Raw genomic sequence first — 15,165 nt, 5'->3', positions numbered from 1 at the left:
CTAATCAATCTGGTTACGGATACACTCCTCGTTGCGCGAACAAGAACCGCTGAAGGAAGCAGGAATCGTCTGCCGTCTCCTCTGTCGCTTCTGTCCGGCGGCTTAACCCCATCTTAGCAGGGGTCGGCCCGCTTGTAAGTAGCCGGGGGACCACATTAGGTGGACAAAAGTGACTTTTATGTAAGCGTTGTCAGCATGCGACAAAGATAGACAAGCCCAGTTGACCGATCTGATCCTGCCAGTTCACTTATGATATTTCAAAAGAAAGGAGTGACCTCCCCGATGCGCTATTTCAAAACAGGGATCGAACGGCCGGTCGAATTCCTCTCCTGCGGGCTGTTCGTCTCGGACGTCCCGTGGACTCACGCGAACCGGATCGTCGATTCGTTCGAGATCATTATCGGCGTGAGCAAGTGCCTCTACATCGCCCAAGGGGGCACCCGGTATGAGGTCAAGCCGGGCGAGGTGCTGCTGCTCCTGCCGGGCCAGATTCATGAGGGCTACCAGGAATGCGAGGAGGGCGTCTCCTTTTGCTGGTTCCATTTTCTCCCTGCCGGCCCCTACGAACTGCTCGATGAATCCGCTCTCTCCGAAGAGCTCGCGCACCTGAACGACCCCGACTTCTGCCGGACCTTCTCCCAGGTCTGCTTCCCGCTCTACTATACGAACCCGATGATCGAACGGGTGAACATTCTGTTCCAGCAGCTGCAGCATATCGCCAGCTCCAACTACTACACGCGGTCCGCCGCGCACTACCTGTCGACCTCCCTGCTCATCGAGCTCTCCGAGCAGATGATCTCCGATTATTACAGCTCCAGCCGAATGACGCAGGGGGATAAAAGCATCAGCGAGATTATCGAGTGGATCCGCATTCATCTGCGCGAGAACATCTCGGTCACCGACGTGGCCGACAAGTTCGCGTACAACAAGAATTACCTCTCCCGCTTTTTCAAGAAAAAAACCGGCTACAACCTGCAGGAATACATCCACCTGCTCAAGATCTCCAAGGCCAAGGACCTGCTGACCCGCAGCACCCGGAGCATCAAGATCATCGCCGAGGGGGTCGGATTCCAGGACGAGAAGTACTTCATGCGCCTCTTCAAAAAGTACGAGAATATGACGCCGACTGAATACCGGGAGGCTTACTACCGGGTGCATATGAACAATCATTAGAGCGCAGCTGCAGGTGGACGATTCCGCACATTCGCTGGACGAATTGGGAGGGGGGGTGAGGGACGCTCCCTTTTTTGTATGGAATCATACCATCCTTTCGTGTCATCCCATACAGAAATGCCTCCGGTTTCCGTGCGATAATGAGTTCATTCAAGCGGAGTGGAACAGCCGCCATCACTTCTCCCTAAGATAAACGCTTATACCGTCCTTCTAAGGACAATGTTATCCGAACCACGACACGGTTCTTCCCTTGATACCCGGCACCAGCCGCCCCGCAGCACCCCCTCACAACAGAAAGGATGAATCCATCATGTATTCCCCCTATGCCATGGCCACCGCTGCCGATCCCTTCGGACAGCTTCAATCCTTCCTGGCCTGTACGCTGACCCCGGATGGGGCTGCCCACAGCCAGAGCGAACTGGTCCGCTTCGCGGAGTCGCTCCGCATCGAGGAGGAAGCGTCCCACATGCTCCCCTACCTGTTCGCCAAAGCGCTCGTCAAGCGCCTCGATCCGGCCAGCCATGAGCAGATGAATCTGTACCTGAAGCAGTACGATGTCCCGCAGATCACCCTGTTTAACCTGCTCGCCTCGGAGTTCCCGCTGATGAAGGACGTAACCGAGCTGGCGAACGCCATGCTTATTCAAGCCATGGAGACAGGGCAGCATGTCCGGCTGCTGGAGATCGGCATCGGGACCGGACGCCAGATCGTCGGCCTGCTGCACAAGCTGAAGGAGCTTGGCAAGTCCCCCGCTTCCTTCACGATCCACGCCATCGAGCCGAACCTCAGCTGCCTGCAGGAAGCGCTGGATCATGTGGGCAAGGCCGCCGAAGGATTGGATTTCCCCGTCATCTCCCACCCCATCCATGCCGAGATCGAGCAGCTGACCGATGCCGATTGGCAGCGTCTTATCCCCCGGCAGCCTGGTCTGCTCGTGAACGCCTCCTTTGCCCTCCACCACATCCGCGGTAGCCGGCTGGGCCTGGAAAACAAAGACGAGGTCCTCCGGCAGATTCGAGAGCTGCAGCCGTCCCTTGTCGTCCTCTGCGAGCCGGATTCCGACCATCATCACCCGCAGATCGAGCAGCGGTTGCGTAACTGTTCGGCGCACTGTTCGAGCTCATCGACTCCCTGCAGCTGCCCGTGGAGCATTCGCGCGCGCTGAAGCTCTTCTTCGGCAGGGAGATCGAGGACATTCTCTCCGCCTCCGAAGCGCTTCGCTGTGAGCGCCATGAAGCGACGGCCAACTGGATCACTAGGCTGGCGGATGCCGGCTTCCATCCTTCCCCTGCGCTGCAGCCTCCCCATGGCGCCTCACTCCCGGACGTCGGGATCACCTCCAGCGAATGGCATACCGGCTTCGGCAGCCGGGCGGTGAACCTGATCTCGGTGATTTGCGCGGTGGGTTGACTCTGAGCCCGGGGTCCAGCACAATCCAACAATCGAGTAGGAGGAGGCGGCTAGCCTCCGTCCTCTCACACCACCGTACATGCGGGTCCGCATACGGCGGTTCCAAAAGGTTAACAAAGTTCCGAGTAACGAGAAAGCAAACTTTTAAGCCCTTTCGCTTCCCAGTAGGAAGTCGGGAGGGCATTGTTTGTGCTACGGGACATTTCCCACGGACCTCGACGGGAGTTTGCCAACATATAGGCAGCCCAGTTCGGAACGCCGAGCGCACGTAGTTCGCGAATGCGTGTCTTCACCCGTTTCCACTGTTTCCATAGACACATGCGGAGTCTTCTCCGAATCCACTTGTCAAAGGCTTGGCAGTGCGTCTTCGCCGAGGCTAGGCGAAAATAACCTAGCCAGCCCAGCATGTACTGGTTCAGGCGCCGGATGCGTTCCTCCATCGGTACAGGCTTGGTTCGGTTCGTCAGTTCCCGGACTTTCTCTTTGAATCGCGAAATTGTCTTAGGAGCCAGCCGAATCGTCGCCTGTTTGTTCGACAGGAAACTAAAGCCTAGGAATTTGCGGTTCCATGGCCGGTCCACTGCACTTTTATCCCGGTTCACTTTCAGTTTCAGCTTTCCTTCCACAAAGCGAATCACCGATTCCATCACGCGCTCCCCTGCTCGCTTGCTGGAGACAAAGATGTTGCAGTCGTCCGCATAGCGGACAAACCGCAGTCCCCGTCTTGTCAGTTCCTTGTCCAGATCGTCCAGCAGGATGTTCGCCAGAAGCGGACTGAGCGGACCGCCCTGCGGCGTGCCTTCCGGTGTGCGCTCCAACGCTCCATGCGACATGACTCCGGCGTTCAAATAGGAGCGGATGAGCTTCAGGACACGCTTGTCCTCCACCTTCCGTGCTACTCTCGCCATGAGCATGTCATGGTTCACCCGGTCAAAGAATTTCTCCAGATCCATATCCACGACCCATCTGAGGCCGCTTTGGATATAGCTTTGTGCCTGCTTTACGGCGTCATGCGCCCGTCTTCCCGGGCGGAAACCGTAGCTGTACCCCGAGAAATGTGCATCAAAAATCGGATTCATCACTTGCAGAAGCGCCTGCTGGAGAAAACGGTCCATTACGGTCGGGATGCCAAGCAGCCGTACACCGCCTCCGGGTTTGGGGATTTCCACCCGTTTGACTGGCGCAGGTCTGTAGCTTCCCGTCAGGAGGTTGGCTTTCACCTGTTCCCAGTGGGTTTTCAGGTAAGCTTGTAGCTCGGCTACCGTTACACCATCCACTCCGGGCGCTCCTCCGTTCTGTACCACTCGCTTGTAGGCGAGCCGAATGTTGTGCCCTTCGAGCATCTTCTCCAGCAGTCTGCTCTGGTCTTTGCGAGAGAAAAGGTCGGCTTGTGCCGGCGAAGAACTCGGCGCTCCGGCATACCTTGGCGGCTTCACCGCTTCTCTCTGCCGCGAGCTCCCTTGCGGAATATTCTGCTGTCTCTGCTCTTCACGCGAACGCACCGGTTTCCTCTCTCCTTTCGGTTCAGCCCTTCCGCTTTCCGGCGTCCCGTACTCGCGTACTATGGCCTCTGCTGACTCCTGCGGATTCAGCGCGGCTTCTCAGCCGCGGTTACGAAGTCACTTCGCGTATCCGCAGGCCTCCCCAGATAAGAACGCCATCTGTCTGCCCGCGACCACCTAAGTTTACAGCATCAGCCCTTGGCGGCTTTGGATTTCGTCTTGTCTTGGAGACTCATCCGACTGACACTGCCTCAAATTAGGTTCGTGTACCTTGGCCCGTGCATTTGCCTCCGGCTTCCTTCAGATTCCGCCTCACGGCCGACACCCTTGCCCTTGGCTAACGGTAGGCGCTCGCCAGCCCCCGTTCGGGACTCTCACCCTAGAGATGGCGCCCATGCTGGGCGTACAACAAAACGAGCAGACCTCCGCGGCCTGCTCGTTAATGGATTTGAAGGGATTTCCGTTTCACCCACGCATAACAAAAAAACGCAGCCCCAACGGGAGCAGCGCTCAAATTTCCGTCCTCTTTATCCTTCGTTGATCAGCACACCTTGATTCCTCGACTTCATCTCTTTGTTCGAATTCGGGATGAGCGGCAGCATCTTCACGCTGCTGACCATGGCGGAGCGGCAGAGATGACAGGTTGGCGCCTCTTCGAACGTAAAGTTGTCGCGGGTCCACCCTTTGCAGCCTGCATCGGAGCAGGTCCAAACCTTGGTTTCGGCATGAGGCAGTTCTTCAACCGGAGTTCGTTTGTTGTACATGGTGTACCTCCCCTTCTCTACCCAGCATATGAAAAGAAAAAGCCGCTCCCAACACTGGTTAAGAGCAGCTTATCGGTTCAACGGTTATTAGAAATTAGTATACTTTAACAACGTTCTCCGCTTGCGGACCACGGTTGCCTTGAACTACATTGAATTCCACGCGCTGGCCTTCGTCAAGGGATTTGAAGCCCTCGCCTTGAATCGCCGAGAAATGAACGAATACGTCGTTGCCGCCTTCTCTCTCGATGAAGCCGAAGCCCTTCTCTGCGTTAAACCATTTCACTGTTCCTGTTTCCATGTGATCTTCCTCCTTGAAATAAACCCATATAATGGTGATCGCACAAACATAAACAAAAAAATCACATATGGAAAAGGATCCATCCGACAAATGAGAACCTTTTGCATATGTGACTTTAAGGTTTAATTTGCTTGTACAAACATCATACCACATCCTGTATCTTATAGCAAATCCAACCTGCCTGCAGCCTGTTGGCCTTACTTGAGGGCCGCCGGTGCGCCGAGCGGGCGGAGCTTACCCCACCCACTCATACACCCGGTCTTCGTTGGACCGCTCGAGAAGCCGGCACCGCCCGCTGCGGACGAGCTCGTCATCGATGTAGAGGCATACCTGCATATAGAGATTGACCGGCTTGCCCGTCGAGGACCGGGAGCCGTCCCCCCGGTGCTTCTGGATGAGCACCTCGCACATTACACGGACGCTGCCGACACCTTCGCTCAACAGCTCATTCACGACAGCTTTCAGCCGCTCCGGCAGAGCAAGGGTATTCGCGCTGCGGTCCTGCCCTGCACTTCCCCCAGCGGATGCCGGCTGCGCTGCGGGGACTGCGGCCGGGGCGGCTTCGCTTCCGAAGAGGTCGAACGCCAGCTGCCACTCCTCCTCCGGCTCGGCCGGTGGCGGCGCTGCGGCAGTCTCCGCAGCGGGAACGGGAGCATCCCAGACCGCAGGCCTGCGCCGCGGCTGAAGCTCCAGAGGCTCAAGCAGCTGGCGGATCTTGGCCTTCAAGCGGGCCAACTGCTTCTCCAGCAGTGGGAGCCCCAGGTCCAGATGCGCCTGAAGATCCGCCGGAAGCTTAAAGCCGTCGGGCAGGGCCACCTGGCTCTCGAGCGTCCAGCCGCTGTGGACCTTGGAGAGCAGCTCATCCCGCTCCGCGTCGAGCACTTCGAAGCCCTTCAGGATTGCCGCGACGGTTTTCGCGTCCATCCCCAGGTGCTGCTTCAAGTGCTCGATCCCGAAGTGGAGCACCTGCCCGGTCGCCTTGTGCTGCACGCGGTGCTGGTAGCGGAGCGGACGGCCGCACAGGCACGGATGCTCTGCGGAGACCCGGCCGGCATCCGTATAGCCGGTATACACCCAGTCCTCCAGGAGGTGCTCGATCTCCTCATAGGTCGCTTCATTCGGAATGACGGCTCCCTTGGCCCGGGCCAAGGTCATAGCGAACGCCGTCCGCCTCCCCCGGAGCATGCCCTCGCTGAGGAACTGCTGCTGCTCGGGGCTCAGGGATGCATAGACAGCATCCCGCTGTTCAACTGTGATGTCATAAGTGCTCAAACCCCATTCTCCTCTCAAAGACGTACGTACCTTCCTTATTCTTAGGCCCCCGGAAGACGGCTACCGCCCCTCGCCGACCAGCCAGGTTTTGGCTTCCTCCGGGTCGCCGAAGAACCGGAGCGGCAGTGCCGAGGCGCCTTTCGTACGCTTCAGCCTTCCCGCCAGTTTCAACCTCGCGGTGATGGAACAGCCCACAATGGCCAGCTTGGAGATGTGGGGACTGAGCCGCCCGATGCTCGCGGCGAATTCGTCCAGGACCCGGTCCGGCAGGTCGGTTTTATAAAAGTCCACCCAGATCTCCAGCCGCCGGCGGGTTTCGGCCACGAACGCCTCTTCTTCTTTCATGAGCGCCAGCAGGCCGCCCTGGTCCGAGTAGAAGCTGCCGTACTTCAGGCAGTGAATCTCCCCGCCTTTATAGTAATAGGGGAACAGGGAGCCGCCGGGCGATTTGATGCTGTACATGGATCATCATCCTCCTGCCAAGGTCAGTGGTCATACACGTCACCTACGTCCCGGTTTCCTCTGCCTGCCTCCACGGTCTCCTGTCCCTCAGGATATAGCCCGTTTCTATTTCCAGTTCTACAAATCCCGCCATATTCCTGCTGCTTGGCGTCTCGATCCCGCTGCCGCTGGCCATAAGGAGGATATTCCGCAGTCCGGACGCATCCGCCGCCTCCCGGTCCGGCAGATAGAACGCCCTGGCATAGGGAAACACCTCCCGGAGGGTGGTATAGACCGAACCAATGCGCTTATCCCCCGCCGGCTTGCCCATGAGATTCAGGATGAAGGCTCCGCGGGGCCGCAGCTTCTCCCGAACCTCCGTGAAGAATTCCAGCGTGGTCAGATGCGGCGGCGTGCCCTCTTTCGTGAACGCATCGAGCACGGCATAATCCAGCGAGCCGGACACCTGCCGCTCCAGCACCGTCCGCCCGTCGCCGACGATCACCTGATCCCCCGCATAACCGAAAAACGCACGGCTCAGCTCCACCACCTTGGCGTCAATCTCCGCCGTCACGAACCGCTTCTCCGGGTAATGGGACGCGAGCGTCCCGATGCCGTGACCGATGACAAACACGTCCCCGAACGACGGGTTGCCATGCTCCATCAGCGCCATGATCGCTCTCGGGTATTCCAGGACGATCCGATCCGGCCGTCTCAGGTCCACGGCCCCTTGAACGGCGTCTTCCCCGAATTGCAGGTACCGGAACCGTCCCGTCTCGCCGTACAGCTGGGCCGCCTCATACACGGCAATCACGCTGTACTTGCTGATTTCCTTGGACAATAGATGCAGCTCCGCTCTCTCCTTTCGTCTCCGTGCCCTATCCTCGCATTCCCCTATTATAACAGCATCCAGCAGGGATGTTCTGCGAAAAAAGCGCAGGGGGCTTCGTCCGACACACGCAAACAGCCGGCCCTCCCGCAAAGGCAGGAAGCCGGCTGTACTATTCATCGTATCCGGCGGGCTGTAAGGCCGGCTGGATTCGGAGGCCTTCTTGGGGATCCGGCCCCTAGTCCTGGCAGCTCCTGTTCGGCGTCTATCTCTCCTCCTGCTGCCAAATATCCGCATACTCCTTATGCCTGCGGAACTGTGCGTGGGCATATGAGCAGGCTGGCACGATCTTTTTGCCGGTCTCCCGCGCATGCTCCACCACCCGCCGTACGAGATCCTCCGCCACCTTTTGTCCCCGCAGCTCCGGAGCCACATACGTATGATCGAGCACCAGGGTATCGGGCCCCACCGGTGCGAACGTCACCTCGGCCAGCACCTCGCCGTTGTCCCTCAAGTAGAAGCCGTTTCCTTCCTGTACCGTTTCTCTCATGGCAGAATCCCCCGCTTTCCCTTCATTCTCTTCCCGCTGCCCGTGAAGGCACACTACTTATATATAACCCCAAATGGGCTGGACATACGCATCCCCTTTGCCCCTTCTCGTTCCTCCATCGAAAAACCGCCGTCCCGCCCCACCCGGATTTTTGCGCTGACGCCCATCCAGGAGTACACTAGAGAAAGACTACGACCGTACGGGGGAACCTAACAAGCATGGACGAACGAGACTGGACCATCCTGCATCTGCTCTTCGAGCACAAGAACATCACCAAGACTGCGCAGCTCCTCTACCTGTCGCAGCCCGCCCTGACCAAACGGCTGATGCACATCGAGCAGGAGTTCGGGGTCAAAATCGTCAACCGGGGCATCCGCGGCGTCCACTTTACGCCCCAGGGCGAATATTTGGCGAAGCGTGCGGAGGAGCTGCTTGCGGCGTTCCGCGAGATCCGGGAGAACGTGACGAATCTGAACCAGGATATTGCCGGCACGCTGCGGCTCGGCGTTTCGAATTATTTTGGCAAGTATGAGCTGCCCCACCTCCTCAAGCTGTTCCGCGAGCAGTACCCGCGCGTGGATTACCAGCTCGAGACCGCGTTCAGCAAGGACATCTTCACCATGGTGTACAACCACGACATTCACATCGGCTTTGTGCGCGGAGATTACAGCTGGCCCGGGGAGAAGCGTCTTCTGTTCCGGGAAAAGGTATGGATCGTCTCCAAGGACGAGATCGATCTGGAAGGACTGCCGCAGGCGCCGCGCATCGATTACTTCACCGATCCGCTGTTCAAGACGATGATCGACCGGTGGTGGGCCGACCACTACACGAAAGCTGCGTCGGTCTCTATGAAGGTGGACCGGGCTGACACGTGCCGCGAGATGGTGAAGAACGGGCTCGGGTACAGCTTCCTGCCCACACGATTTTTGAAGGAGATGGGCGATGTCCATACCGCCGAGATGAAAGACAAGAATGGGGAGCCGCTTATCCGCGAGACGTGGATGTTCTACCATCCCGAATCCCGGGAGAACCGCGTGGTGAACGCGTTCGTCGAGTTCATTGAGCATGCCGACCTGGAAGATATGGATCTGAGCCAGGATTAATGCCGGGGGACCGGCAGCGGCAGTGGATAGCTCGAACGGACGGCAGAAGAGGCCGCACGACCATCGTGGAACGCCAAGGTTCAAGCGGAGGCGGCCATGTGAGATCACCGGCTTCGCCGTCCTTCAAGGAACATGATCGTGCACTGAAGAGATAGACATGCTTGAATTTGAAAAAACGGCTCCCGTCATGAGACGGAAGCCGTTTTTTGTTCCGGCTTGGACTTCGTCAGCAGCGCGCCCCCGATCAGGAAGGCGCCGCTGACGTAGAAGACGGAGACGAGGCCGACCCACGAGCCGACCACGCCGAAGAAGAGCGGCGCCATGAGCTGGGACAGCCGGTTGGTCGCCAGGCGCAGCCCCAGCACCTCGCCGGTCTTGTTCTTCGGCGAGGCGTTGTAGGTCGTCGACATCGACAGCGGCTGGCCGCAGCCGAGTCCGACGCCCATCAGCATGCTGGTCAGCAGCAGCAGATAGACGCTCGAAGCGTAAGGAATCAGCACGAACGCGAGTCCCGCCGTGAGGATCGACCCAAGCAGCACCCGCTCGCGCCCGAGCAGCTTCGTCAGCGCCGGCAGGAAGAAGCGGACGAACACCATCGCGAGGCCCTGCAGGGCGATGATCCAGCCGATGCTCGACTCGGAGATGCCGAGCCGGGACCCGTACAGCGGGAAGTAGGCGACGAAGATATCCCGCGAGTAGAGCACGAGAGCGCTGGTCATGAGCGCGTTGCGCAGCAGAGGAAGGCGAAGCAGCCCAAGCGCGGACGGCCCCTCCGCCTCTTCCGGCGCGTCTCCCGCCGCCTCCGCTTCCTTGGCCCCGCCGTGCTTCAGGACGGGAATGTACCGGGCCAGTCCGAGCGGGAGCACGCAGCAGATCATGGCGATCAGGAACACCGCCGAATACGACACATGCTCTGCAAGGTAGCCCTGCGCCACCGGGCCGATGAACCCCGCCAGGGCCACGCTCATGCTCAGCATGCTGAAGTAGGCGTCCCGCTGGTCCTTCGACTTCGCGGCGTGGCCCAGCACGTTCTGCAGGCAGATCGCGATGAAGACATGCGACACGCCGACCGCCAGCTGCGAGACATACAGCGCCCACAGCGACGGGAACAGGAACGGCATCGCCATCCCTGCGGCGCAGCCCACGCTGCCGAGCAGGATCGGGATTCGGTCGCCGACCCGGTCGGCCAGCTTGCCCGCGTGGATGGCGAGCAGCAGCGGGAGCAGCGCGTACGACGAGGTCAGAGCCCCGATCTGCAGCGTGCCGGCCCCGAGTCCCGAGGCGAACAAGGTGATCACCGGCCTCGACATGTTGAGCATCATCTGGAATCCGAACATGATCAGCAGTACATTGCGGAGCACTTTTTTATCGCTGTGATCGCCACCGAGCGGCGATGCTTTGAGCAGTAGATTTCCTTTCATCCGGCAGCATCTCCCTACGTTCTCTCTCTGAAGCTATAGATCAAGCTTACACCGGATGAGCCGATCTATAAAATTCCGCCTTTGCATCCCGGGGCATAACCAAAACGAATACCGCCCGGCCCGCCATACCTTTTACCGGATCGACATGTTTGCTGTTTCAGCGCCCAGGCTCCGGGGTAATAGAAGGTAGTGGGAAGTGGTAATTATAAATCAAGCAGGAGGAAAAGATAGGTCACTATGCTTTCCGAAAGGTTGGTTTGCCATGTTCTCTCTTCTGAGAAGAAAACGATTTGCATTTCTTCGTAAGGTGCTGGAATCTTGTAAAATGACTAAGCAGGCGTCCTGATCACCCAAGGCACAGCCTGGTAGTCGATCGGCGAATAACATGATTGCGACTTCCCACCATACAAAAAAACCTGCGGCGCTGTGCCGCAGGTTTTTTCCTTATGATGAGAGGCGCCGGCGCTCAGCCTGTGGAAGGCCGAGGGACCGAAAGTCCGTTGATTCGGCCGTCCGACATCCCCCAAACCGGGAGAATCGTTCCTGCCGATCGTTTCCCCCCGTCGACAGCAAGAAGCCGGGAATCATGCGTTCCCGGCCCCTCGTTCTATATCCCAGTGGGTATTACCGTCTACAGGGCTGCATTTGTGGCGCTCACTTTATCCATAATCTTGCTTCTCAGTTCCTTGGACAGCTCAGCCGCTTCGTCAGCGGTAATCTGGTGAGCATCCACCGCACGGTCGATCCGGCTCTGGTAGAGGAACTCCAGGCGCTCTACCAGCTCGGAGCGGCCTTCAAAATCATCGTCACGCTGACGGTCCGCCACAGTCAGAAGCGAATCCCCCTGTGCCAGCGCATCAAGCAGATCCTGCAGATCCATATCGATGTAAGTAGCCGAGTTCAGGACGATATCGTCGAGGTTCAGGTTGAAGCGTTCTTCCAGCTTCAGCGACGGATTTTCCAGTACCGCCTTGTCTTCATAGCCGGCTTGGTTGAGAGCGTCGGACAAGGTCTTCTCGTTCGCCGAACGGATCTCGGCCGCCTCTTCCGAAGTCAGCTGGCCTGCTGCCACAGCTGTGTCGACGCGGTTGCCATAGTAAGCTTTCATCGCATTGAACAGCTCATAGCGGTCCTCGACAGCGTCCTCGTTGTTCTGGTAGTCAGCCGCTTGGTTGATCGATTGACCGGCCTTCAGCAGATCCTTCAGCTCGTATTCTTCGAGATCCAGGTAGATCGCCGCGACTCTCACGATATCCGTCAGATCCGCCCGGTAGCGCTGTTCCACAGGAATGGAAGTATCCACAGCCGAATCTTGATAGCCGGCTTTCGACAGGGCGTCGGACAGACGCTTCACCGCATCGGAGTTCAGCCCGTCAGCTTCTTCCGGCGTGATTTTGCCCGCATAGACGGCATCCGTCACGTTAGTGGTGTACATGTTCTTCAGGCCCTGATACAGCTCACCGCTGGACTCCAGCTCCGTACGGGAGAGATCGCTCAGGGTTCTGCCGTTCCCCAGCTCCCGCAGCACATCCGCATAATCCATATCCAGGTAGATCGCCGCATACTTTACGATGTTCCCGAGATCCAGGGAGAAGCGGTCTTTCAGCGGAATTTCCGTGTTGACCTCAAGGGTATCCTTGTAGCCCATGGTGTCGAGTGCCTTAGCGATCTGGTCCTGAATCTTGCTCTGGTATTTTGCCGCATCTTCCGAGGTGATCTCCTTGTTCGCCAGCGCCGCGTTCACGGAACCGTTAAACAGACGCTCGAGGTCTTCGCGAAGCTCTTCACGGCCTCTGTAGTCGTCATCGCGCATGCCGTTGGCAATCCCGCCGAGGGTATTGCCGCTCCTCAGAGCATCGCGGACATCCGCAAATTCTTTATCCATAAAAGCCGATGCATACCATACGATCTTGCTGAGGTCCGAGTTCAGACGGTAAGCGAAAGGTACTTTCACATCATCCTCGTCATCCGACTCGCTGCTTGCATACGCCACAGGCGCGTTATGTACGGCGGGCAGTCCTCCCCACAGCAGGGCGGCAGCCAGCGTCGCTGCGATCCATTTTCCGCTTTTGAGCTGCTTTGCTTTCATAAGTATTCTCCATCCTTTGTCTCTCTATATTTTGGTTTTAGCACCCGTGCACCAGGCTTTCCATACCCTTATTGTAGTTACAATGACACTTCTTTTTTAGTAGCAAGTGTCAGGTTTATAGGGCCTGTCACCCATGACATTTGTCACAGCAGATTCGGCTCCAGCCTGTTCCATGGATGCACTTCCCAGAAAAGAGCATATCGGCCTTCGGTGAAAATACGGAGAAAGCAGGCGGGACAAAAAGAAAGCTGCCCTTCAGGCAGCGTGTGGATCAATAAGGCTCAAGCCAGCCGTGCTCCCGGCAGTAAGAAATCGCCTCGATGCGGTTTTTCACTCCGAGCTTCTCGAGAATCCCGGATATGTAATTGCGGACCGTTCCGCCGGAGAGGTGGAGCACCCCAGCGATCTCCTTGGTGGACTTCCCGTCCGCTACGAGCACCAGCACTTCCCGCTCGCGGCCGGTCAGCGGATTCTCTTCGACGTATACGTCCTCCACGAGCTCCTTGGTATAGATCCGGCGGCCGTTCATCACGCTGCGGACCGCAGCGGCAAGTTCCTCGCTGGTGTTGTCCTTGGACAAATAGGCGCTCACGCCCGCCTTCACGGCACGTTCAAAATACCCGGCCCGCGTGAACGTGGTCAGGATGACCACCTTACAGGCGCCGCCCTTCAGCCGCTCGGCCGCATCCAGTCCGCTCATCACCGGCATCTCAATGTCCAGGATACAGATGTCGGGCCGGTGCTCCTCCACAAGCGCCAGGGCCTCCTCTCCGTTCATCGCCTTCCCCACAATTTCAAAATCCTCCTGCAGCTCCAGCAGCGCTGCCAGCGCATCGAGCAGCATGCGCTGATCCTCCGCGATTACAATACGCGTCATCGTTCATTCCTCTTTTCACACGGAATTGGGTCCTGCTTGATAATATGGGGCACCGTCATCCGCACGGTCGTCCCGCGCCCCGTGTCGATCTCCACCTTCCCATTCACAAAATCCAGCCGCTCCTTCATGCCGACGAGGCCGTTGCCCTGCCCCCAAGGCTCGCGTCCGCCGCCATTGTCCTCTACCGTCACGACCGTCTCCGCAGAGCGGTGCTCCATCCGGAGCCGGCAGCGGGACGCCCCGCTGTGCTTCACAACATTGGTCACCGCCTCCTTGATGCACATGCTGAGCACATTCTGGATCAGGGGGGAGAGCTCATTCAAGGACGCTTCGTCCTCGCAGAGGAATTCGATCTCCGCCGCGCCGAGGATCCGCCGGACGTGGGCCACTTCTTCGCGGACGGTCGTCCCCCGCATCTTGGATACGAGCTCCTGCACTTCCTTCAGCGTCGAGCGGGCCACCGTCTGCACCTCCCTCATCTCCAGCTGCGCCTTGGCCGGCCTGCTCTCGACGAGCTTGTCGGCGAGCTCGCTCTTGAGCCCGATCAGGGACAGCTTCTGGCCGAGGGTATCGTGAAGATCCCGCGAGATCCGCTGGCGCTCTTCCTGGATCACCAGCTCGGCGATGCGCCGGTTGGCCTCCACGAGCAGCTTTTGCAGCTCGATCCGCTTATACCGGAAGTAAGTATTGAACGGAATCAGAATAGCCCCGATCAGCGTCAGAATCACGAAGGGGAACTGGGCCAGGAAGAAAGCGTGCTGGGTCAGCGTGCAGTAATTGACGGCACCGAAGAAGACGAGCAGATGCAGCGTGTAGAGCACCGAGAACGGCCCTCTCCGGCGGATCCGCCCGATGAAGTACGAGACGCCGAAAGCCAGATACACGTACCCGTACGAGATGCTGACGACCCCCGACACGAGGATCTGCACGAAGGTCCAGAGGTACGCCGCGCGTCTTCCGGACAGGGCCGAGCCCAGCGCTGCAGCGAGGAAGAGCAGCAGCAGCGCAGCCCCCGCGGCGGCGGGAGGCCTTCCGGCACCGTGAAAGAGCAGGTAAAACGGGATAAGATACAGGACGAGCCAGCCGCCGAGCAGCAGCCGCTTTTGGGATTCGGACAATGGATCCGGCATAAGTTTAGCTTCCTTTCTGGGATGAATGGTACCGTTAGAGCTGGAGGGTTGAACGCAATAAAGAACAGCATCCCCCGTCCTGGCCAGATGCTGTTTCTTAAGCTGCCTTATGAGAAGAAGCTGCCGGGTTCTCCCGAGGCTTCATGCGCGTGCTGCGTATTGTTGAAGAAATCCAGGATGGCTTCCTCCACCAGATCCTGCAGCTCTTCGTCGGGCGTCTCGGTACGCGAGTGCCGTGCGTATTGTTTGATGCGTTCCAGCAGGGCCAGCAAAGTGTCGTTTCCCCTCTCCGTCGTGCAAATACCG

14 protein-coding genes and 1 pseudogene are annotated in these 15,165 nt (G+C 58.5%); 3 read left to right on the top strand and 12 right to left on the bottom strand.

Features of this window, described 5'->3' with window-relative positions; translation table 11 throughout:
• Nucleotides 1-282: 282 nt before the first annotated feature.
• Both ACP26L_RS12215 and ACP26L_RS12210 read left to right on the top strand, forming a co-directional pair.
• On the top strand, nt 283-1,173 hold the full coding sequence (locus tag ACP26L_RS12215) for an AraC family transcriptional regulator (protein ID WP_426452787.1): 891 nt from the start codon (nt 283-285) through the stop codon (nt 1,171-1,173).
• Between the two features lie 310 nt (nt 1,174-1,483).
• Nucleotides 1,484-2,583 (top strand): annotated as a pseudogene (locus tag ACP26L_RS12210) (GRAS family protein).
• A 110-nt stretch (nt 2,584-2,693) separates the two neighbouring features.
• On the opposite strand, the gene ltrA reads toward ACP26L_RS12210, so the two are convergent.
• The 7 genes from ltrA to ACP26L_RS12175 all read right to left on the bottom strand — a co-directional run bounded on the left by ltrA (nt 2,694) and on the right by ACP26L_RS12175 (nt 8,239).
• Complete coding sequence (ltrA, locus tag ACP26L_RS12205; protein WP_426452786.1) at nt 2,694-4,085, bottom strand: group II intron reverse transcriptase/maturase; 1,392 nt, start codon at nt 4,083-4,085, stop codon at nt 2,694-2,696.
• Between the two features lie 527 nt (nt 4,086-4,612).
• Complete coding sequence (locus ACP26L_RS12200) at nt 4,613-4,849, bottom strand: cold-shock protein (protein WP_426452785.1); 237 nt, start codon at nt 4,847-4,849, stop codon at nt 4,613-4,615.
• Between the two features lie 94 nt (nt 4,850-4,943).
• Entirely contained in the window at nt 4,944-5,147 is a 204-nt protein-coding gene (locus ACP26L_RS12195; protein ID WP_013916011.1) for a cold-shock protein, read from the bottom strand.
• 234 nt (nt 5,148-5,381) lie between these two features.
• The gene (locus tag ACP26L_RS12190) at nt 5,382-6,419 is read right to left on the bottom strand and encodes a hypothetical protein (protein ID WP_426452784.1); all 1,038 of its coding nucleotides are present in this window, start codon (nt 6,417-6,419) and stop codon (nt 5,382-5,384) included.
• Nucleotides 6,420-6,479: 60 nt separating this feature from the next.
• Nucleotides 6,480-6,881, bottom strand: coding sequence for a hypothetical protein (locus tag ACP26L_RS12185; RefSeq protein ID WP_426452783.1), 402 nt, complete (start codon nt 6,879-6,881; stop codon nt 6,480-6,482).
• A 43-nt stretch (nt 6,882-6,924) separates the two neighbouring features.
• Nucleotides 6,925-7,701: a spermidine synthase gene (locus ACP26L_RS12180; protein WP_426452782.1), complete on the bottom strand. Its 777-nt coding sequence runs from the start codon at nt 7,699-7,701 to the stop codon at nt 6,925-6,927.
• A gap of 253 nt (nt 7,702-7,954) precedes the next feature.
• Nucleotides 7,955-8,239, bottom strand: coding sequence for a GNAT family N-acetyltransferase (locus ACP26L_RS12175; protein ID WP_426452781.1), 285 nt, complete (start codon nt 8,237-8,239; stop codon nt 7,955-7,957).
• Nucleotides 8,240-8,457: 218 nt separating this feature from the next.
• On the opposite strand from ACP26L_RS12175, the gene ACP26L_RS12170 reads away from it, so the two are divergent.
• Nucleotides 8,458-9,342: a LysR family transcriptional regulator gene (locus ACP26L_RS12170; RefSeq protein ID WP_426452780.1), complete on the top strand. Its 885-nt coding sequence runs from the start codon at nt 8,458-8,460 to the stop codon at nt 9,340-9,342.
• A 185-nt stretch (nt 9,343-9,527) separates the two neighbouring features.
• Here ACP26L_RS12170 and ACP26L_RS12165 read toward each other — a convergent pair whose 3' ends face one another.
• From ACP26L_RS12165 to ACP26L_RS12145, 5 genes are all read right to left on the bottom strand, one after another.
• Complete coding sequence (locus ACP26L_RS12165) at nt 9,528-10,763, bottom strand: MFS transporter (protein ID WP_426452779.1); 1,236 nt, start codon at nt 10,761-10,763, stop codon at nt 9,528-9,530.
• Between the two features lie 631 nt (nt 10,764-11,394).
• Complete coding sequence (locus tag ACP26L_RS12160; protein WP_426452778.1) at nt 11,395-12,852, bottom strand: hypothetical protein; 1,458 nt, start codon at nt 12,850-12,852, stop codon at nt 11,395-11,397.
• Between the two features lie 271 nt (nt 12,853-13,123).
• Nucleotides 13,124-13,729 (bottom strand): response regulator, encoded by a 606-nt coding sequence (locus tag ACP26L_RS12155; RefSeq protein ID WP_426452777.1) that lies wholly within the window; start codon nt 13,727-13,729, stop codon nt 13,124-13,126.
• On the bottom strand, nt 13,726-14,859 hold the full coding sequence (locus tag ACP26L_RS12150) for a sensor histidine kinase (RefSeq protein ID WP_426452776.1): 1,134 nt from the start codon (nt 14,857-14,859) through the stop codon (nt 13,726-13,728). Before ACP26L_RS12150 ends, ACP26L_RS12155 begins: the two co-directional genes overlap by 4 nt.
• A gap of 107 nt (nt 14,860-14,966) precedes the next feature.
• The gene (locus tag ACP26L_RS12145) at nt 14,967-15,131 is read right to left on the bottom strand and encodes a hypothetical protein (RefSeq protein ID WP_426452775.1); all 165 of its coding nucleotides are present in this window, start codon (nt 15,129-15,131) and stop codon (nt 14,967-14,969) included.
• Nucleotides 15,132-15,165 lie beyond the last annotated feature (34 nt).

This window comes from Paenibacillus sp. S-38 (assembly GCF_049942825.1).
Classification (GTDB): domain Bacteria; phylum Bacillota; class Bacilli; order Paenibacillales; family NBRC-103111; genus Paenibacillus_G.
Note: the sequence above shows the minus strand (reverse complement) of the source record. Positions and strands in the feature narration are given on the sequence as shown.

Coding starts and splice junctions, on each gene's coding strand:
- ACP26L_RS12215 (WP_426452787.1), top strand. CDS start 283: ATGCGCTATTTCAAAACAGGGATCGAACGGCCGGTCGAATTCCTCTCC.
- ACP26L_RS12200 (WP_426452785.1), bottom strand. CDS start 4,849: ATGTACAACAAACGAACTCCGGTTGAAGAACTGCCTCATGCCGAAACC.
- ACP26L_RS12195 (WP_013916011.1), bottom strand. CDS start 5,147: ATGGAAACAGGAACAGTGAAATGGTTTAACGCAGAGAAGGGCTTCGGC.
- ACP26L_RS12185 (WP_426452783.1), bottom strand. CDS start 6,881: ATGTACAGCATCAAATCGCCCGGCGGCTCCCTGTTCCCCTATTACTAT.
- ACP26L_RS12175 (WP_426452781.1), bottom strand. CDS start 8,239: ATGAGAGAAACGGTACAGGAAGGAAACGGCTTCTACTTGAGGGACAAC.
- ACP26L_RS12170 (WP_426452780.1), top strand. CDS start 8,458: ATGGACGAACGAGACTGGACCATCCTGCATCTGCTCTTCGAGCACAAG.
- ACP26L_RS12165 (WP_426452779.1), bottom strand. CDS start 10,763: ATGAAAGGAAATCTACTGCTCAAAGCATCGCCGCTCGGTGGCGATCAC.
- ACP26L_RS12160 (WP_426452778.1), bottom strand. CDS start 12,852: ATGAAAGCAAAGCAGCTCAAAAGCGGAAAATGGATCGCAGCGACGCTG.
- ACP26L_RS12155 (WP_426452777.1), bottom strand. CDS start 13,729: ATGACGCGTATTGTAATCGCGGAGGATCAGCGCATGCTGCTCGATGCG.
- ACP26L_RS12150 (WP_426452776.1), bottom strand. CDS start 14,859: ATGCCGGATCCATTGTCCGAATCCCAAAAGCGGCTGCTGCTCGGCGGC.